The organism is Bacillus sp. TH30 (assembly GCF_016650875.1).
Classification (GTDB): Bacteria; Bacillota; Bacilli; order Bacillales; family Bacillaceae_G; genus Bacillus_A; species Bacillus_A mycoides.
Genome location: NZ_JAEKEY010000002.1, coordinates 3,865,627 through 3,884,695, shown reverse-complemented (window position 1 = coordinate 3,884,695; position 19,069 = coordinate 3,865,627). Strand labels below are relative to the sequence as shown.

Below are 19,069 nucleotides of genomic sequence, written 5' to 3'. Positions count from 1 at the left end.
AAAATTATCATACTATAAACATACCAAAAAATCAAAATATTTAATATAATAAAAATAGAAGGAATTAACCTTCTATTCTGTCAATGCGTATAAGAATTTTTGTAATATCTTCTCTGTCGTTTCATTCAATTTCGGTAACTTGTCTACTGGAAAATATTGAAGTTGTAACCCTTCATGATCGAGCTTTAATTCTCCGCTTACATGATGTGCCTGATACAGATGAATCACATTAAAAATTTCATCTCCATTTGGATAACGGAAATAAACTTCCTTTCCTGAAAGAACACCAAGAAATTGCATTATTTTTGCACTTAGCCCTGTCTCCTCGAATAATTCTCTACGAGCAGTTTCTTCTGTCGTTTCTCCCAGTTCCATTGCCCCGCCAGGCACACCCCAATCATATGTATCTGAACGATATTGAAGCAATACTTCTTGATTATCATTTAATATAATAATTGCTGATCCTACTAAAATAAGTGGTCTCGTACCAACTACTTTTCGTAACTCTTCAATATACCCCAATATGTAAACTCTCCTTTCCTCACCCTTCCTTATCATAACAAAATTCTCTTCCTTTTGTTGCTGTAATTTTCAATAAAAAAGGAAGCTTTCGCTTCCTTTTTTTACCGTTATTTCTTAAAGCTTTCGTATTTTACAGCTTCAAAAGCTTCTTCAATTTCTTCATTGCTATAATGGACATACGTAAAACGCCCTAATTCTACTAATCTAGCTATTTCTTGTAACGCTTTATGCTGATCATATGTTTCTTCAATTGTAATATGTACATAAAACTTCATTAATGGATGTTCATATAAAGGTTCTCCCACCTCTACATATACATCTTCAACCCCTTGCACAACTCTTACATAGCTCGCAAATTGATAAAGAGCTTCTCTGTCTGAAACGATTTTTAATGTATACATATATTCTCCCCCTTTTCTTTACTATATCAAAAAGATGACCATACTACGTTATAGAACTATGAAATTTTTTCGACTTGTATTATATATATATATTCGTGCGATAAACAAGGCGTTTATCCATACATAGAATCTTTCCCCACATATATTATAGAAAGAATTTTTTCATTTGAGGTGTTCCTTATGGATTCATACGTTAATATATGTGTTTGCATTACTCCAGGCGCCGATATTTCTGACGACCGTATTGCAAAAGATTTAGCAGTTGCAGAATCAATTTGGCATCCCATTACATTTCAAATTAAAGAAGTAATTGTACTAAACGAACTTTTCCGTTTTTCTAATCGGGAAATTAGTTATAAAAACTCCATTCAAAGTCAGGAAAAATTATCATCCTTTTTTCAAACTTGTGTTAACGAAGCTCCTGAATGTGACCTTTATATTTGTTATATTGGCAGTGATTATTTCAAAGAAACCGCAGTAATCGCTTGCGCTTACTCTCTAGCGAAACAACAACAACTTACTGGTTACATCGTTCTAACAAACTCAGCCGCTCCAATGAAAAACATATATACCCTCGCTCACGAAGTTGGGCACATTTTATTTACAAGACGAATTCATGGAAAACTTACGCACGCAGATCCCCATTCTCCAACTGGTTCTGAACACCACCCTTCTCCCTCAAACCTTATGTACCCTATAGTCCCTCGTCCTGATCAGGTTCACATCAATTCATTATTAACAAATGAACAAAAAGCGCTCTCTTTACAAAGTCTCTTATTACAAAGAAAAAAACAGTAACGATCTTGTTACTGTTTAAAACAATATATTCCAATCAACAAACCAAATATCGGCTGCTAGAAATAAAGTGAAACTATAATCAGTGGGGGTTTTGTTCATCCCCCACTGATTATTAGTTGAACCAATCGGGCGTTTACGGGCAGTTGATCTCCCACCTAACTTCTTTGCTCCATCCGAATTTTGAGATGGGAGTTTTACTGCCCGTTAATGCGGGATAAAAACATACAACTAAAAGTAAATGTAATCCCTCTAAAAATCCCAATATAATATTTCTTTGGAAATACTTTTTTGCATATCCAAAGCAGCCCTTTTCCTATTAACCCGAAGAACAACATATATGCTGATGTGTCATCTAATACAGTATCAAAATAGTCATCATATATTCTTTTTGTGAAAGCAATATAGTTAACCTTAAAAAAACTACTACTCGATATACATATAAATAACTCTTTCTCTCTTTTTATTCGTATACTTCCCTTTTTTCTAATTTTATATGAATTTTTAAAAGCATATAAATAACAATGAAAAGAATTATTTGTTGCACATACATTCCACTAATGCTCGATAAATCTATCATTACAAATATATATTCTAATGCAATTGGAACTAGTAAATACGACAAAGTAAACCAACCACCAAATTTAATATTTGCAATAGCTGCAAAAAGAACTACTATTCCAACAAGAATGAAGCTTTCTGTAGCAGTAAATTTAATAAATGTTGTACCATAAAAATTATTTAATAATGCAATACTGAAAATTGATAAAAACCATATCGCACCACTTATATACATAATTAAAAATTCAATTCTTTTATGTTTAAAGACTGCTGTTCTCATCCCCCATATTAATACACCAATCCCTACAAAAATCATAATTGGATATCCAATTAATTCAATTAAAGAATAAGACAAGCGATGATCGGCTTCACTAAAGAATACACTCTTCATCATCGTGAATGCTAATAAATTTATAATAAAGTAAAGCAATAATTTATAATTCCCTTTTTTATCAACTTCCATCTCTTTCGCAAGTTGATTTGCATACTCTTTTGGAGCATGACCAAATATATCACTTACACTCTTCCCTCTCTTTTCTCCTTCTATTAAATGAACTTCCGCATCTTCTATAAAAGAAATAATATCAGCTTCTCTAATGCCCTTCGTACGTAAATACCCTTGGGTATCATCTAAAAATTTTTGTGCTTCATTCGATAACACTTTTATCCCTCCCTTAATTAACCGTTTCTCTTCTATTCGTCTTCATCATAATTTCAAGGAAAATTAAAATAAACAAACTTCCGTATAAACATATAATTTGAAATAACATCGGCATAAGATCTTCCGATGTAAATGTTTTAAACACTAACATAATCGAAAGTGGAATAATTAAATATAAGTTTTTAAACCATCCTTCAAAATATATATTTATAGCTACCGTGAGGATAAAGATCCCTCCAGCTAATATATAACTTTGGACTAGAGTCAACGTAAACATCGTTGTAGGATATATCACATCTAAAATCGTAACAGCTCCTAATAAAAACATTGGCGCGATCATGACTAAAGACCACATGGAAAACCACGTTTTTGTAAAACTTGTTACAAAGGTCATTTTACGAAGCAGAAAATTAGGACCCATTACAGCTACGATCAATGTAAAGCTATAGCCAATACACTGAATAAGCGAAATCTGTAAAATCCCATTATTAACTATTAAAATAGAAGCAATAATCCAAAACGAAACGATATTCATTACCGTAAACCCAATTTGCTTCCACGTTTCCTGTCTATCTCTCTCCATCACTTTTACAAGTTCATTTGCATATTCTTTCGGTGAGCTTCCGAAAATATCTTCTACACTTTTTCCTTCACCCTCACCTTCTATTAAATGCAACTCTGCATCTTCTAAAAAGCTTTCAATATCGCTTTCTTTCACACTCTTTGCAGTTAAAAATAATCTCATATCTAATAAAAAATTTCGCGCTTCATTTGATAACATTATTTTTTTCTCCCCTTCCCTTCAAGTAGACGCTCTACACTACTTTGCATCGCTTCCCAGCGATCCATAAATTCATCCAGTGCTTCCTCGCCTTTTTCTGTTAATGTATAATATTTTCGCTTTGGACCAGATGGAGATTCCTTCATTACACTTGTTATTAATCCTTCCTTTTGCATTCGTATTAATAACGGATAAATACTTCCCTCACTCGCCATTGTGAAACCATACTTCGCTAATCTTTCACTCATTTCATAACCGTATATTTCACCTTCAGAAATAATAGCAAGTAAGCATCCTTCTAAAATCCCTTTCAGCATTTGACTTGTCGACATATTTCAAATCCTCCCACTATCTTGTTTTACAAGATAGATAAGCGTAAGTATCTTGTAAAACAAGATAGCTAGCAATATTTTTCCAAATGTTTGCAGGAATTTTATTATCACCTCTCTAAATAGAGCAATAAGAGAACTTTTATTATGAAGGAGTGATTTTCATCATGGTTACAAATCGAGTTGTCTTTTTAACAGGTGCTGCGAGCGGTATTGGTTATGAAATGGGAAGTGCTTTTGCCAAAGAGGGTGCTAAAGTTGTGATTAGTGATCGTCTTGAAGAACGTGCGAAAGAAGCTGCTGAACAATTGCAAAAAGAAGGCTATCAAGCCATTGGTTTAAAATGTGACGTTACATCTGAAGAAGAAATTACAGCAGCAATTTCTCAAACAGTTACTCACTTCGGCTCATTAGATGTATTAATTAACAACGCAGGAATGCAACATGTTTCACCGATTGAAGATTTTCCAACTGATAAATTCGAGCTTCTTATTAAAATTATGCAAATCGCTCCATTTATCGCCATCAAACATGCCTTTCCGATTATGAAAAAGCAAAAATATGGTCGTATTATTAATGTTGCTTCGATTAACGGACTTGTTGGATTCGCTGGAAAAGCTGCCTATAATAGTGCGAAACATGGTGTAATTGGATTAACAAAAGTTGCTGCTTTAGAGGGAGCAACTCATGGAATTACTGTAAATGCTCTTTGTCCCGGATATGTTGATACCCCTCTTGTACGAAATCAACTACAAGACTTAGCAACTACGCGAAATGTACCACTTGAAAATGTTTTAGAAGATGTCATTTATCCTCTTATACCACAGAAACGTTTGCTACAAGTACAAGAAATTGCTGATTATGCTATGTTTTTAGCGAGTGAAAAAGCAAAAGGTATAACTGGTCAAGCCGTCGTTATCGATGGTGGTTATACTGCTCAATAAAGTGAAACTTTAATCAGTGGGGGTTTTGTTCATCCCCACTAATTATTAGCCTTCACCAATCGGGCTTTTACGGGCAGTTAATGCGGGATAAAAAATAAAGTTTGCTCTTCGCGAGCAAACTTTATCTTACTTTCTATCGCGAGGATCTTTCTACTTTAGTAATTGTTTAGGGAGTTTCTCAATTGCAACAATCACTCCGTCTAATTTACTTTCAATCCGATGGAGTAAATATAGCGTTACAACAATTGGAAAGCCCACATTACCTATCATCCCGATCCACTCTTCCATCTTTCTCTCCTCCCTTCATTACATAAATAAGAGGAAACGAAGACTTAAGGCATAAAAAACAAGCTATTTTTTATTAGCTTGTTTTTTAACTACTCAGCCATACATTTCATTTTTCAGCATATAGATTGCTACCATGAAGGTACAAATGGTCCTACACCTTGCTACCTTTCTTTGTTTTAAAACGTTGCGCGTGGTAGGAACAGGCACTTACCGCTCCTATACATAGCCAGTCCCTCTCGACCATTTAAAAACATGCTTTTCTACCGTTTTTTTATATAGCGACTGAGCAGTTAGCTTATTTTTTCAAATAATGATGTAATTTCTTGCTTATAATCTCCACGTAAAATACCTTTCTCAGTAATAATCCCCGTAATTAATTCATGCGGTGTTACATCAAATGCAGGGTTAAATACAGGCGTTCCAAGTGGCGCCACTTGTTTCCCAAAAATTTTCGTAACTTCTGTTTCATCTCTTTCTTCAATGACAATTTCAGCACCTGTTTGTTTCGTAGTATCAAATGTAGATAACGGTGCTGCAACGTAAAATGGGATAACGAAATACTTTGCTAATATAGCTAAATTTAATGTTCCTATTTTATTAGCAGTATCACCGTTTTCAACGATTCGATCTGCCCCTACGATAATCGCATTAATTTCTTTCGTTCGAATTGCATGTGCTGCAGTATTATCCGTAATAAGCGTTACATCAATGTCTGCTTGTTTCAATTCCCATGTCGTTAAACGACCACCTTGTAAAACAGGCCTCGTTTCACACGCATACGCATGTAAACGCACACCCTTCTCTTTCCCAATATAAAATGGGGCTAATGCTGTTCCATATCTAGCAGTTGCAATACTTCCAGCGTTACAAATTGTTAAAATTTTATCACCGTCTTTAAAACATGTTAAAGCATGTTCTCCAATACTTCGGCACACCATTTCATCCTCTTGCTGAATATGAAGCGCTTCTTCTTCTAATATTTTTTGAGCTTCTTTTATTGTAGTAATCTCTCGAATAGATTCTCTCATACGATCGATTGCCCAAAATAAATTGACTGCTGTCGGGCGTGATGTTCCTAAATAGTTACAATCTCTATTAAACTTCTTCTGAAACTCATAGATATTTATAGCATCGTATTTCTTTGCCGCAAGCGCCAAACCAAACGCAGCTACAATTCCAATTGCAGGCGCTCCTCGTACTTCTAACATAACGATACTTTTCCATACATCTTCAATATTCGTTAATGTTTTGTATTCAGTGACATGCGGCAACTTTGTTTGATTTAATACTGCAATTGCATCGCCTTTCCAACTTACAGATCTCGGAATAGTAATAATTGTACTCATGCTTTTACGCCTCCAACTGTCTGTTGAAATAATGTTCGAAACAGTTGAATATCAGCACACTTGGCTTCATATTTTATTAGTTCTCTACCTAAGGATAACGCTTGTTTTTTAGCTTGAATTCTATTTTCTTTATTTGCTATCCCATCTAAATCCGCTACATGAGCTAAGCCAATTGTTCTACGAATCAGTTCACATCCGGCAAATCCGACGGCATCAGTAAAGATATTTTGCAAAATAATTGGTAACCATTGTTTTTCTTTCGTATATGCTTCTACACCTTCTCCAATCCATAACTTCGTAAAGTTTTCTACAAAATAACTCCATGTCTTTTCTATATGGAAAAATAGTACACTTCTCTTTTCTTCTTCTCTAGATAAAGCATTTAATAATAGATTTGCAATAAATTGACCGATATCAAATCCAAATGGACCGTACGTTGCAAATTCTGGATCAATCACTTTCGTTTCAGAAGGTGATGAAAAAATACTACCAGTATGTAAATCACCATGAATAAGCGCTTCTTTTCTCGTTAAAAACTTATATTTATATTGTGCTACTTTTAGTTTTAAAGTTTTGTCACTCCAAAGTTCATCAATCACTGACTGTAAATCTGACTCATAATCATTCGTATCATAATGTCCAAACGGATCCGTAAAAACTAAATCTTCTGTAATTTTACTAAGGTCTGGATTTACAAATGTACCTTCTAGTACCCTTTTCTCTTCTGACTGTAAACCGAAATCTGAAGTATAAAACAAAACATGTGCTAGAAAACGACCGATATGCTGGGATAAAAGTGGATATCCTTCTCCATCTATTAATCCTTTTCTTGCAATTGTTAGTCTTGATAAGTCTTCTATTACTGTAACTGCTAACTCTTCATCATGACTGTACACTACCGGAACATAATCTGGCACATACTTCGCAAAAATTTGTAATGCTTTACTTTCAATCGTCGCTCTTTTTATAGACAGTGGCCAGCTCTCACCAACTACTTTCGCATATGGCAGTGCTTGTTTTATTATAATAGACTTCTCTCCATCATCTAATTTGAACACGTAATTTAAATTTCCATCTCCAATTTCATGACAAACTACATTTGCTTTCTTTTCAAAATAACCGTGTTCTTTCGCATATTGTATAGCTGTTGTTTCAGTTAATGAATAATATCCCATCGTCTTCTCCTCCTTTTCATTCAGAGGTTTTTCTAAAATAGAAAAACCCCTTTCCACAAAGAAAGAGGTTTGAAGTTTATCTTCTCCCCTCTTATCTGCCAGAAAGTTTACTTTCTGCTGGAATTAGCACCGTGCCTTTTGGCGTCATAAACGCCCCATTTCACAATGGTATTACGGTCGGTTGCTGGGCTTCATCGGGCCAAATCCCTCCACCTGCTCTTGATAAGAGTTTTATAATTTTTAGAATTTTTAACTTTATGATGAAGACTATACCAAGAATAAAAATCACTTGTCAACATTTTATTTGTATAATTCTGGACGACGATCTGCAAAAACTGGAATTCCTTTACGTACCTCTTTAATTTTCTCGAATTTAAGTTCTCCAAATAAAATTGATTCCTCTTCATTTGCTTCTACCACAACTTCACCCCAAGGATCCACAATTAGAGAATGACCTGCAAACTCATTATTCGGATCCTTTCCTGCTCTATTGCACGCAACAACATAACACTGATTTTCAACTGCTCTCGCCTGTAAAAGCAAACGCCAATGTGCTAAACGTACTAATGGCCATTCTGCTACAACAAATAAAACTTTTGCACCTTTAGCAGTATGAACGCGCATCCACTCTGGAAAACGAATATCATAACAAATTGTACCAGCACACTCTACATCATCTAACTTAAATTCACCTGTCTCATTACCAGCAACTAAATATTTATGTTCATCCATCAGCTGAAATAAATGTACTTTACTATATTCATTGACTAGATTTCCTTCATTGTTTACAACATACATTGTATTTGTAACCCCTTGCTCTGTTTGCTTTGCTATGGAACCACCAACAATATGTACACCATATTGCTTCGACCATTCTTTCAACTTTTCTTTCGTTTCTAATCCATCCGTATCTGCAATTTCAGAAAGTCTCGTTAAATCATATCCTGTTGTCCATAGTTCTGGTAAGACGATAACATCTGGTCTTTCTTTCATCGCTTCACTTATTTTTTTTTTAGCGTTCTCAATATTTTTTTCTACATCTCCAAAGACAATATCCATTTGAATACATGCGACTTTCATTTTTTCAGCCCCATTCTCATTTTTTTCTTTACAAAATACTGGAAAGATTATATCATTTGTCACTAGAATTGTAACAACTTTCAAAAGAGGTGGAAAGTATGAAATTATTTAAACCTTCTGAGATAGTAACATCATTGCCAACACAATTTTTCGCTTCACTTGTTGCAAAAGTTAACAAAGTCGTTGCAGCTGGTCACGATGTTATTAATCTAGGACAAGGTAATCCAGATCAACCAACACCGCAGCATATCGTAAAAGCTTTACAAGATGCTGCCGAAAAGACCATTCATCATAAATATCCGCCATTTCGCGGACATGAAAGCTTAAAAGAAGCTGTCGCAACATTCTATAAACGTGAATACGGCGTAGAATTAAATCCAAAAACTGAAGTTGCTATTTTGTTTGGCGGAAAAGCTGGATTAGTAGAATTACCACTTTGTTTTACAAACCCTGGCGATACCATTCTCGTTCCAGATCCAGGTTATCCAGATTATTTATCCGGAGTTGCTTTAGCAAAAGCACAATTTGAAACAATGCCGCTAATTGCAGAAAATAATTTTTTACCGGATTACACGAAAATTGATGACACTATCGCTGAGCGTGCAAAGTTAATGTTTTTAAATTACCCAAATAATCCTACTGGTGCTACTGCATCAAAAGAATTTTTTGATAAGACTATTCATTTCGCTAATAAACATAATATATTAGTCGTTCACGATTTTGCTTACGGTGCTATTGGATTTGATAGTCAAAAACCTGTTAGTTTCTTGCAAGCAGATGGCGCCAAAGATGCAGGAATTGAAATTTATACATTATCAAAAACTTTCAATATGGCTGGATGGCGTATTGCTTTTGCAGTAGGGAATGAAAGTGTCATCGAGACAATTAACTTATTGCAAGATCATATGTATGTTAGTATTTTCGGTGCAGTTCAAGACGCAGCACGCGAAGCACTATTAGGCTCGCAGTCTTGTGTAGTAGAACTTGTTAATAGTTATGAATCTCGCAGAAATGCTCTTATAGAAGCTTGTCATGCAATCGGTTGGAATGTTGATATTCCAAAAGGATCATTCTTTGCTTGGCTCCCTGTACCTGAAGGCTATACATCTGAGCAATTTTCTAATATTTTACTAGAAAAAGCACACGTTGCAGTTGCTCCTGGCGTTGGATTTGGTGAGCACGGTGAAGGCTATGTCCGTGTTGGCCTCTTACATACAGAAGAACGATTACGTGAAGCAATTAATCGAATTGATAAATTAAAAATTTTCAAAAAGTCATTGACAACATGAAAAATATCTGACAAAATTCAGTTATCTTAAAAATTTAAACATTTCTAAATACTTCTTATCAAGAGCAGGTGGAGGGACGAGCCCGACGAAGCCCGGCAACCGATCTACATAATTGTAGACACGGTGCTAATTCTCGCAGCATTACGCTGACAGATAAGGAGCTGGTTGTAAAAAAACCTCTCCTTAGCTGAGAGGTTTTTTTATTTAACTAGGAGGGTATAACAATGAGCGGAATTATAGCGACGTATTTAATCCATGATGATTCACACAACTTAGAAAAGAAAGCAGAACAAATTGCAATCGGTTTAACAATTGGTTCATGGACTCATTTACCACACTTATTACAAGAACAATTAAAACAACATAAAGGCAATGTCATTCATATTGAAGCGTTAGACGAACAAGAACATATTAACTCTTACCTTGGCAAAAAAGTATCACGTGGACTCATTAAAATTCATTATCCATCGCTGAACTTTAGCCCTGACTTACCAGCCATTTTGACAACAACATTTGGAAAACTTTCGTTAGATGGAGAAATTAAACTAATTGATTTAACATTCTCAGACGAATTAAAGAAACAGTTCCCTGGACCAAAATTTGGAATTGAAGGCATCCGAAACCTTTTACAAGTTCAAGATCGACCTCTTCTAATGAGTATTTTCAAAGGGATGATAGGACGGAATATTGGATATTTAAAAACTCAACTACGCGATCAGGCAATTGGAGGCGTAGATATTGTAAAAGATGATGAAATTTTATTCGAAAACTCATTAACACCACTTATAAAAAGAATTGAATCTGGGAAAGAAGTTTTACAATCTGTATACGAAACTTACGGGCATAAAACTTTATACGCAGTAAATTTAACAGGTCGAACTTATGATTTAAAAGAAAACGCGAAACGTGCGGTGGTAGCTGGAGCAGACATTCTTTTATTTAATGTATTTTCTTATGGATTAGATGTACTGCAAGCACTTGTAGAAGACGATGAAATTCCAATTCCTATTATGGCACACCCTGCTGTAAGTGGCGCATATTCATCATCGAAACTATACGGTTTCTCTTCTCCATTACTACTTGGAAAATTACTACGTTACGTTGGTGCTGATTTCTCTTTATTCCCATCACCATACGGCAACGTTGCATCAGAAAAAGAGGAAGCTCTTCTCATTACAGAAGCATTAACTGAGGAAGACCACTATTTCAAGAAAAGTTTTTCTGTTCCATCTGCTGGAATTCATCCTGGTTTCGTTCCCTTTATTTTACGAGATTTTGGTAAGGATGTTGTTATTAATGCCGGCGGCGGGATTCATGGGCATCCAAATGGAGCTCAAGGTGGTGGCAAAGCTTTCCGTGCTGCAATTGAAGCTACTTTACAAGGTAAACCACTCCATGAGGTAGATGAAGTGAATTTACATAGCGCACTACAAATATGGGGAAATCCTTCTCATGAGGTGAAATTATGAGTATTCAAGTATTTTGTGATTTCGATGGTACGATTACAAATAACGATAATATCATGTCCATTATGGAAAAATTCGCACCACCAGAAGCAGAGGAAATAAAGCAAAAAATTTTATCGCAAGAACTTTCTATTCAAGAAGGTGTTTCTCAATTATTTCGATTAATACCTATTAATCTACACGATGATATTATTCAGTTTTTACAAGAAACTGCTGAAATCCGTACAGGTTTTCATGAATTCATACAATTTATTAATGAAAATAACATTTCCTTTTACGTTATATCAGGTGGAATGGATTTCTTCGTCTATCCACTCTTACAAGGAATCATTCCAAAAGAGCAAATTTACTGTAATGCAACTGACTTTTCAGGAGAATTTGTTGAAGTGAAATGGCCGCACCCTTGTGACAAGCAATGTCAGCATAGTTGTGGTCTCTGTAAATCATCATTAATTCGTAAACTAAGCTCTAAAGATGATTTTCATATTGTGATTGGAGATTCTATTACTGATTTACAAGCAACAAAACAAGCAGATAAAGTATTCGCCCGTGACTTCCTTATTACAAAGTGTGAAGAAAATCGTATTGCTTATACACCGTTTGAAACATTTCACGATGTTCTAGCTGAACTAAAACATTTGTTGGAGGTGAAATTATGAAACAACTTTTTCGTCAATGGTATGACTTAAGTGAAATTAAAAAAGAATTAACAACTCGGAATTGGTTTCCAGCAACGAGTGGAAATATTTCTATAAAAGTCAGTCATGATCCCCTTACTTTTCTTATTACAGCAAGTGGCAAAGATAAAACCAAAACCACTCCAGATGATTTTTTATTAGTAAATCATCAAGGAGTTCCCGTTTTAGAAACTGAGTTACGCCCTTCGGCAGAAACAATATTGCATACACATATTTATAACAATACGAACGCTGGGTGCGTACTTCATGTTCATACAACTGATAACAATGTCATCACAAATTTGTATAGTGATGCAGTCACCCTTCAAAATCAAGAGATTATTAAAGCTCTTGATATTTGGGAAGAAGGTGCAACGATTAACATTCCTATTATCGAAAATGATGCTCATATCCCGACGCTTGGAGAGAAATTCCGAAAGCATATACAAGGAGATTCAGGAGCAGTATTAATTCGAAACCATGGCATTACCGTATGGGGCCGTGATAGCTTTGATGCAAAAAAAGATTAGAAGCTTATGAGTTTTTATTCCAATTTCATATAAAATTATTATCAATTCAAGGAGGCGTTTCTAATGGCGCAAATTCGTATTCATGAGGAAAATACTCGTATTGAAAATGAAGTAGAAGTATCAAACTTTCTACAAGGAGAAGATGTTTTATATGAGAAATGGAATATTTCTAAACTGCCTACTCATTTAAAAGAAAATTACTCCTTAACAGATGAAAACAAAGCTGAAATATTAACGTTGTTTTCAAAAGAAATTGCTGATGTTTCAGAGCGCAGAGGTTATAAAGCATATGATGTGATTTCACTTTCAAATAGCACACCTAACCTTGACGAGTTATTAATTAATTTCCAAAAAGAACACCATCATACTGACGATGAAGTTCGCTTTATTGTCAGCGGTCATGGCATCTTCGCTATTGAAGGAAAAGATGGTCGATTCTTTGACGTTGAACTCGAGCCTGGTGATCTTATATCTGTGCCTGAAAATGCAAGACACTATTTCACCTTACAAGATGATCGCCAAGTTGTAGCTATTCGTATTTTTGTTACAACAGAAGGTTGGGTTCCAATTTATTAAGGTAGCTAGTTGAATAAAAGAACTTGGAACCCCTTTTCCAACCTTTTATTCACTCTACATATATACATCCTCCTATGGACCAGGCTTATTTCATAACATTGAAGTAAGCCTGATTTTTTATTTACTAAAATGATTTTTCCCTTTCGTTTGTTTAAATCAAATATCTCGAATCACAATTCCACTTTATCAAGTATATTTCAGAATTTTTTTGAACATTTATTGAACTTTTTTTGAAATTTTTCTGAAAATTCTGTTTTACGTATGATATACTACAACTAATAAGAAGGAAAAGAATATTGCAAACAGAGGGGGATAATCATGAGTTTACTTATCGCACTTATACTAGGAGTTACATGCGGAGCTATTCCTGTCATTTTAGGAGCTATTATGGAAGAATTAGAAGTTGGTGTTTTAGGTTTTGTTGCATCATGTGTAAGCGCTTTATTTTTCGGTTTATATGGTGCTATTCCTGTTTCTATTCTGTGCGCATTTTATATACTACGCCATGCTCGCGCGAAACAGCTCGGCCCTAATCACATTGCCCAAGTTATTCCATTCCCAATTGAACGATGCCGCCGCGCTTCCAGCCTATAAAGTGAAACTTTAATCAGTGGGAGTTTTACTGCCCACAAATAGCGGGATGAATTATCCAACTTAAATATTATGCCTGCCTAAATAAATAAAAAGTCCTCAAATGAGGACTTTTTATTTATTTTCTTCTAGAAATTGAAACAATTCTTGCAAATGAAGTGCATCTTCACTGTAGCTAACGGATACATGACATGTCCCTTCAATCTCAGCATGCATATAAAGGACAATTCCATCCCGATCATATTTCAATGCCAAATAAAACTCCATTTCCTCTAACATCTTTTTCGAGCTTCGGATAACATAATGCCCTTTCTCATCTCTTCCATATTCAAAATCTGGTCCAAAATCGTATTTTTGTTTAAAAGCTTCTTTTTGCTTATCATTAATCTGTACACAAGTTGCTCGCTGCACAGCATCAATCATCTCGTCAAACTTTTGGAGATCCATTCCATTTACCCCCTTATATACTTTTTGTATAATACTTGTGTTCCGCTATTCTCTTTTCCATCTGCGATTAGCTCTTCATACAATTCCTTCGCTAGGGTTAAACCCGGTACTGGTAATTGTAATTTTTCAGCTTCATCTAAAGCAATCTTCATATCTTTCATAAAATGCTTTACATAAAAGCCAGGTTCAAAATCTCCTTTTAACATTCGAGGAGCTAAATTACTTAATGACCAGCTACCTGCTGCTCCTGTCGAAATACTCTCTAATACTTTATCTGCATTAAGTCCAGCCTTTTTCGCATATGCTACCGCTTCACATACTCCTATCATGTTAGAAGCAATTGCTATTTGATTGCACATTTTTGTATGTTGTCCACTCCCAGCAGGGCCTTGCAACTGAATATTTGTTCCTAGTTTTTCAAATAGAGGTAAGCAAATATCATATATTCTGTTCTCTCCACCGACCATAATTGCTAGTCTTGCTTCTTTAGCCCCAATGTCCCCACCAGATACTGGTGCATCTAATGTATATATTTTCTTGCTTTTCGCAACTTCATTAATACGTTTTGCCAATGTTGGTGTAGATGTTGTAAAGTCAATTGCTATCGTACCTTCATTTGCATGTTCTAAAATTCCATCAATCCCAAAGTACACTTCTTCTACATCATGAGGATAACCAACCATCGTCATAACAACATCAACTTGCTTTACTAACGCTTTCGGTGTATCACACCAAGTCGCACCCTCTTGCACTAAAGAATCCGCTTTTTCCTTCGTTCTATTATATACATATACTTTATAACCACTTTGCATTAAATGGTTGACCATACTTTTTCCCATTACACCAATACCAATGAAACCTATTGATAAATTTTTATTTTCCATCTTCTCATCCCCTTTGTTCTAATAAATCATTTACCATCTTTCGGAACTCTTTATTAAAATCATCATCCATACTATTTTTCACATTTGAAAATAAAATAACAAAAGTTCCTTTTTCTTTATTAAAATTATTGAAAGTGTTCCAACCAGATAGTACACCATGGTTATGGAAATAATCTGGATATATGTAAAAGCTAAATGCATATTTTCTTTCTTTTGAAGGTGTAAACATCGCTTGTATACTTTGTTCAGAAAGAAGCTTTCCATTTATAATCGCTTCATCTAATTTTTTCATATCCCCTACTGTCGTATACATCTCACCCGATCCATATAACCAGTCCATCCCTAATTTTTGTGCTAGTACAAGCTCTTGATCTTTCTTCACATACCCCTTCGTGAAGTTTTTATCTCCAGGCACCATATTTCCCATACCTGATTCATGCATCTCGGCCTTTGTAAATATATTTTCTTTTACATAGTCTCCTAAAGGCTTTTTCGTTATATTTTCTATAATATAAGCGAGCACCATATAATTATAATCCGTATACTTCCAACCTGTTCCTGGTGGAAACTCTAATTTTTGACTTCCAATCCAAGTTACTAAATTTATACGTGAAGCTACATTAACCTTCCCTTCCCCATTTTCCGGTAAACCAGATGTATGCGTTAATAAGTGATATAACGTGATGTGTTTATCTGCTGGAAATGAAGGAATGTATTTATTTACATTATCTTGGATATTTAACTTCCCTTGTTCTTGTAACTGTAGAATGGATGTAGCAACAACTGTTTTCGTAATAGAACCGATACGATATTTTGTTTGAGGCGTATTTTCTATTTTATTTTGAACATCAGCATATCCATATCCTTTATTCAATATAACATGCTCTTTATCTGTCACCAAAACTGTCCCATTAAATTGCTTTCCTACTAAATACTGATTTAACTTTTGAGATATACTAGCATAATCAATCTTTTGTACTTCTTCTATATTATCCTGTACCTCTGACTCAATAGCAGGAGTTACCTTTGTTGTTAATACTGCTTGTTCCTTTGGATCGGGACTATAGAGAAAATAGTATACTCCGCCGCAAACTACAGCAGACAGTGAAGCCATAACCATTATTTTTTTTATCATATTGTTCCTCCGTAATTACTTCATGTGAACTACCCACCACTTAGTCTCTCTTGCGAGCTTACTTAAAGTGGGAGCTTCTCGGTTAAAATGGTCCCCCATATTCTATTATCAAGTAATAAAAAAAAATCGCAACAATTTGTTGCGAAAAATCACATTTTTTCTTTTCTATATATACATACTTGATTTTTCCCATTTTTTTTCGCTTCATATAACGCAATATCCGCTCTTTGCATTAACTCTTCTCTTGTAATCCCTTGCTCATATAACGCAACTCCAAAACTCGCTGTTAATTTCGAAATTCCAGAGAAATGCTTTGTTTCAATGAAAAATCGCAATGATTCCGCAACTTGAAACGCTTCTTTTTCTACCGTATTTGTCACTAATATTATAAATTCCTCTCCTCCCCATCTTGCAAATACATGTTGATCTTCAACTTTAGATTTCATAAGATCTGCAAGTTGTACTAATGCTAAATCGCCAAAATCATGACCATATGTGTCATTTACTGATTTAAAATTATCTATATCAAACAAAATAAGTGCAACTTTTTCATCATTACGTAATACATTCTCCCACTCTGTCTCCAATATTTGTTGGAATTTCAAGCGATTATATATTTCTGTCAATGAATCTATCATAGCCAATCTTTCTTGCTCTTGATAGATTTCATCTAATTCTGTAATCTCTGTGCATTTTACTATAAATCGCGATAAGTCTTCTGGTAATGGTGTCGCACGTAATAGAAAAGTAAATGCTTCTCCTTCATAATTGTACATTTTAATTCTTCTTCCATTTGATAAAGTATCATCCAGCCATGTTATATCGTGAGTCGTCGAATAATATCCGTTCTCTCTAATAAGATGTTCTGCAAACACTAAATGTTGTTCACGATACGTAAATAAATTATCATATCCGAAGAATTGTAAAAAATTCGTATTACAATCAACAATCTCATCATCTTCTACTATAAATAATAAATCATTTTGAAAATCAAACATCGTTTGAAGCAATTCTTGTTGTAAACCTACTTGCCGCACTAAAGAAAGTTGATATAAACTCTTATTCACTTCCTCTAGTACTACTTGTGGGGTTACTGGCGCTATAACAATATTACGTATTCCTAACATGAGTAAATCTGCAAACTCACTGTTTATCTGTTGATCCCAAATGATAATGAATGTACTCCGTGAATCATATATATTCTTTATATATTTTATTTGATCAACATCTGTTACATACATAATTACAATATGCGGTCTAGTTCTATGAAACAATATTTCTCCTTCTTCAAAACTATTTGCTATAAACATACACTTTGGATGGACATTTTCTATCGTTTGTTGATGTGTACATCCATCTTCTATATAAAGGACATTCAACTGAAGATCTTGTAATACATTTTGGAAAACAGTATTCTCTAATAAAAAATGTAGTATGTTCATCACTAGTCTTCACTCACTTCATATATCTTGTTTTACTGAATTCCTCACAATCCTTTTATAAAAGATTGTTCTCAAAAAAATTCGATTAGTGAGGGATACATATTAACAAGCTAATTGAGAATGTTATCTTCGCCTTTTTACTCAATAAATTCCTTTTTTAGTGTATGATTGTAGGAATTGTATCGTTTGTATGAATGCCCTCCCTAGTACTTAAAACTTGACAATTAAAATAAAGTTATTATATTCTTAAATTCAATAACTTACAAAATGTAAGTAGAATATATTACATGTATTTTAAATTAAGCTGATATGTAATTTGGAGGATATATAATGACAAACAGTGACTTTTTTAACGTTTTATATGAACGCACATCTACACGTGCATTCAACCCTGAAAAAGAAATTTCATCTACAGAGTTACATGAAATTTTAAAAGCAGCTGCGCAAGCACCTTCTGCTTGGAATTTGCAACACTGGAAATTCCTTGTTTTCCAAGGCGAAGATGTACAAAAACGATTACATCCAATTGCTTATAACCAACAACAAATTCTTGATGCTTCTGCCGTAGTCGCTATTTTAGGTGATTTAGAGGCATATAAAAATGTTGAACCTGTTTACGGTCCAATTGTAGAACAAGGATTTATGAAAGCAGACGCAAAAGAGCGCTTAGCTAAAAATATTGAATCTGCATATACTCGTGAGCAATACCCACGAGATGCTGCCTTTTCAAATGCTGCTTTAGCAGCAATGCAACTTATGCTTGCTGCTAAAGCAACTGGCTGGGATACTTGCGCAATTGGTGGTTTCAACCCACAAGCACTAATGGAAGAATTTAATGTTTCATCTCGTTACGTACCAATTATGCTTATTACAATTGGTGAATCAACTTTAAAAGGTCACCCTGCACCGCGCATGAGCGTAGAACAAGTAAGTGAATGGGCGAAATAATAAAAACGAAGGTAATTTCATTACCTTCGTTTTTTTATATTCTGTCACACATCCGTAATATTACAATGTATTATTCGACATCTATACATAGAAAAATCGTAATTTTTACGCTATCACCATAAAGAAATATGGCGTTTCGTGTCGAAATTTGTTAAAGTATTGAAATATAACCGTGTATTTTTGTTACAATTGTGATACAAT

At 34.5% G+C, this 19,069-nt stretch carries 22 protein-coding genes, 1 pseudogene and 2 riboswitches; of the genes and pseudogenes, 9 read left to right on the top strand and 14 right to left on the bottom strand.

Annotated elements, in window-relative coordinates; translation table 11 throughout:
- Positions 1-72: 72 nt before the first annotated feature.
- Both JFU20_RS22330 and JFU20_RS22325 read right to left on the bottom strand, forming a co-directional pair.
- A complete protein-coding gene (locus tag JFU20_RS22330; protein ID WP_002145954.1) occupies positions 73-522 on the bottom strand; it encodes an NUDIX hydrolase in 450 nt (149 codons plus the stop codon).
- Positions 523-629: 107 nt separating this feature from the next.
- Complete coding sequence (locus JFU20_RS22325) at positions 630-923, bottom strand: DUF3928 family protein (RefSeq protein WP_000288333.1); 294 nt, start codon at positions 921-923, stop codon at positions 630-632.
- Positions 924-1,103: 180 nt separating this feature from the next.
- Here JFU20_RS22325 and JFU20_RS22320 point away from each other — a divergent pair, with 180 nt between their 5' ends.
- The gene (locus tag JFU20_RS22320; RefSeq protein ID WP_002165130.1) at positions 1,104-1,721 is read left to right on the top strand and encodes a hypothetical protein; all 618 of its coding nucleotides are present in this window, start codon (positions 1,104-1,106) and stop codon (positions 1,719-1,721) included.
- 194 nt (positions 1,722-1,915) lie between these two features.
- Here the strand turns inward: JFU20_RS22320 and JFU20_RS22315 are convergent, their stop codons facing one another.
- Genes JFU20_RS22315 through JFU20_RS22300 form a run of 4 tightly spaced genes read right to left on the bottom strand, consistent with a single transcriptional unit; the run spans position 1,916 to position 4,053 of the window.
- The gene (locus JFU20_RS22315; protein WP_079998972.1) at positions 1,916-2,161 is read right to left on the bottom strand and encodes a DNA-binding protein; all 246 of its coding nucleotides are present in this window, start codon (positions 2,159-2,161) and stop codon (positions 1,916-1,918) included.
- Positions 2,162-2,181: 20 nt separating this feature from the next.
- On the bottom strand, positions 2,182-2,940 hold the full coding sequence (locus JFU20_RS22310) for a DUF1129 domain-containing protein (RefSeq protein WP_002014877.1): 759 nt from the start codon (positions 2,938-2,940) through the stop codon (positions 2,182-2,184).
- 13 nt (positions 2,941-2,953) lie between these two features.
- Positions 2,954-3,721, bottom strand: coding sequence for a DUF1129 domain-containing protein (locus tag JFU20_RS22305; RefSeq protein ID WP_002014878.1), 768 nt, complete (start codon positions 3,719-3,721; stop codon positions 2,954-2,956).
- Positions 3,721-4,053, bottom strand: a complete 333-nt coding sequence (locus JFU20_RS22300; RefSeq protein WP_002014879.1) for a PadR family transcriptional regulator — start codon at positions 4,051-4,053, stop codon at positions 3,721-3,723. Before JFU20_RS22300 ends, JFU20_RS22305 begins: the two co-directional genes overlap by 1 nt.
- A 164-nt stretch (positions 4,054-4,217) precedes the next feature.
- Here JFU20_RS22300 and JFU20_RS22295 point away from each other — a divergent pair, with 164 nt between their 5' ends.
- Positions 4,218-4,994 carry a 3-hydroxybutyrate dehydrogenase gene (locus JFU20_RS22295; RefSeq protein ID WP_002014880.1) on the top strand — a complete coding sequence of 259 codons (777 nt, stop codon included), beginning with the start codon at positions 4,218-4,220 and terminating at the stop codon, positions 4,992-4,994.
- Positions 4,995-5,144: 150 nt separating this feature from the next.
- Here JFU20_RS22295 and JFU20_RS22290 read toward each other — a convergent pair whose 3' ends face one another.
- The 4 genes from JFU20_RS22290 to JFU20_RS22275 all read right to left on the bottom strand — a co-directional run bounded on the left by JFU20_RS22290 (position 5,145) and on the right by JFU20_RS22275 (position 8,967).
- A complete protein-coding gene (locus JFU20_RS22290) occupies positions 5,145-5,282 on the bottom strand; it encodes a YvrJ family protein (protein WP_002014881.1) in 138 nt (45 codons plus the stop codon).
- Between the two features lie 290 nt (positions 5,283-5,572).
- Positions 5,573-6,628: an S-methyl-5-thioribose-1-phosphate isomerase gene (gene mtnA / locus JFU20_RS22285; RefSeq protein WP_002165129.1), complete on the bottom strand. Its 1,056-nt coding sequence runs from the start codon at positions 6,626-6,628 to the stop codon at positions 5,573-5,575.
- Positions 6,625-7,803 (bottom strand): S-methyl-5-thioribose kinase, encoded by a 1,179-nt coding sequence (gene mtnK, locus JFU20_RS22280; protein ID WP_002165128.1) that lies wholly within the window; start codon positions 7,801-7,803, stop codon positions 6,625-6,627. Before mtnK ends, mtnA begins: the two co-directional genes overlap by 4 nt.
- Positions 7,804-7,891: 88 nt before the next feature.
- A riboswitch (SAM riboswitch) is annotated at positions 7,892-8,032 on the bottom strand.
- Between the two features lie 71 nt (positions 8,033-8,103).
- A complete protein-coding gene (locus JFU20_RS22275; protein ID WP_002131202.1) occupies positions 8,104-8,967 on the bottom strand; it encodes a carbon-nitrogen family hydrolase in 864 nt (287 codons plus the stop codon).
- A 14-nt stretch (positions 8,968-8,981) separates the two neighbouring features.
- Between JFU20_RS22275 and JFU20_RS22270 the strand changes: the two genes are divergently transcribed.
- The 6 genes and pseudogenes from JFU20_RS22270 (at position 8,982) to JFU20_RS22245 (ending at position 14,015) form a co-directional block, all read left to right on the top strand.
- On the top strand, positions 8,982-10,172 hold the full coding sequence (locus JFU20_RS22270; protein WP_002165127.1) for a pyridoxal phosphate-dependent aminotransferase: 1,191 nt from the start codon (positions 8,982-8,984) through the stop codon (positions 10,170-10,172).
- A gap of 52 nt (positions 10,173-10,224) precedes the next feature.
- Positions 10,225-10,332, top strand: a riboswitch (SAM riboswitch).
- A 64-nt stretch (positions 10,333-10,396) separates the two neighbouring features.
- Entirely contained in the window at positions 10,397-11,641 is a 1,245-nt protein-coding gene (gene mtnW, locus JFU20_RS22265; RefSeq protein ID WP_002014886.1) for a 2,3-diketo-5-methylthiopentyl-1-phosphate enolase, read from the top strand.
- The gene (locus tag JFU20_RS22260; RefSeq protein WP_033715908.1) at positions 11,638-12,297 is read left to right on the top strand and encodes a 2-hydroxy-3-keto-5-methylthiopentenyl-1-phosphate phosphatase; all 660 of its coding nucleotides are present in this window, start codon (positions 11,638-11,640) and stop codon (positions 12,295-12,297) included. Before mtnW ends, JFU20_RS22260 begins: the two co-directional genes overlap by 4 nt.
- A pseudogene (locus JFU20_RS22255) lies at positions 12,294-12,931 on the top strand (methylthioribulose 1-phosphate dehydratase). The gene JFU20_RS22260 and the pseudogene JFU20_RS22255 overlap by 4 nt, the downstream one beginning before the upstream one ends.
- Positions 12,909-13,421 carry a 1,2-dihydroxy-3-keto-5-methylthiopentene dioxygenase gene (locus tag JFU20_RS22250; protein ID WP_002111583.1) on the top strand — a complete coding sequence of 171 codons (513 nt, stop codon included), beginning with the start codon at positions 12,909-12,911 and terminating at the stop codon, positions 13,419-13,421. Before JFU20_RS22255 ends, JFU20_RS22250 begins: the two are co-directional and overlap by 23 nt.
- Before the next feature lie 318 nt (positions 13,422-13,739).
- Positions 13,740-14,015 carry a hypothetical protein gene (locus JFU20_RS22245; protein WP_002014891.1) on the top strand — a complete coding sequence of 92 codons (276 nt, stop codon included), beginning with the start codon at positions 13,740-13,742 and terminating at the stop codon, positions 14,013-14,015.
- A 111-nt stretch (positions 14,016-14,126) separates the two neighbouring features.
- Here the strand turns inward: JFU20_RS22245 and JFU20_RS22240 are convergent, their stop codons facing one another.
- The 4 genes from JFU20_RS22240 to JFU20_RS22225 all read right to left on the bottom strand — a co-directional run bounded on the left by JFU20_RS22240 (position 14,127) and on the right by JFU20_RS22225 (position 17,920).
- Positions 14,127-14,459, bottom strand: coding sequence for a DUF3909 family protein (locus JFU20_RS22240; RefSeq protein ID WP_002014892.1), 333 nt, complete (start codon positions 14,457-14,459; stop codon positions 14,127-14,129).
- Between the two features lie 5 nt (positions 14,460-14,464).
- Positions 14,465-15,343, bottom strand: coding sequence for an NAD(P)-dependent oxidoreductase (locus JFU20_RS22235; protein ID WP_002014893.1), 879 nt, complete (start codon positions 15,341-15,343; stop codon positions 14,465-14,467).
- A gap of 4 nt (positions 15,344-15,347) precedes the next feature.
- Complete coding sequence (locus JFU20_RS22230) at positions 15,348-16,478, bottom strand: serine hydrolase domain-containing protein (RefSeq protein WP_002165121.1); 1,131 nt, start codon at positions 16,476-16,478, stop codon at positions 15,348-15,350.
- Positions 16,479-16,627: 149 nt separating this feature from the next.
- Positions 16,628-17,920: a GGDEF domain-containing protein gene (locus JFU20_RS22225; RefSeq protein WP_201038906.1), complete on the bottom strand. Its 1,293-nt coding sequence runs from the start codon at positions 17,918-17,920 to the stop codon at positions 16,628-16,630.
- Positions 17,921-18,250: 330 nt separating this feature from the next.
- On the opposite strand from JFU20_RS22225, the gene JFU20_RS22220 reads away from it, so the two are divergent.
- Positions 18,251-18,868, top strand: a complete 618-nt coding sequence (locus JFU20_RS22220) for a nitroreductase family protein (protein ID WP_002014896.1) — start codon at positions 18,251-18,253, stop codon at positions 18,866-18,868.
- The last annotated feature ends 201 nt before the right edge of the window (positions 18,869-19,069 follow it).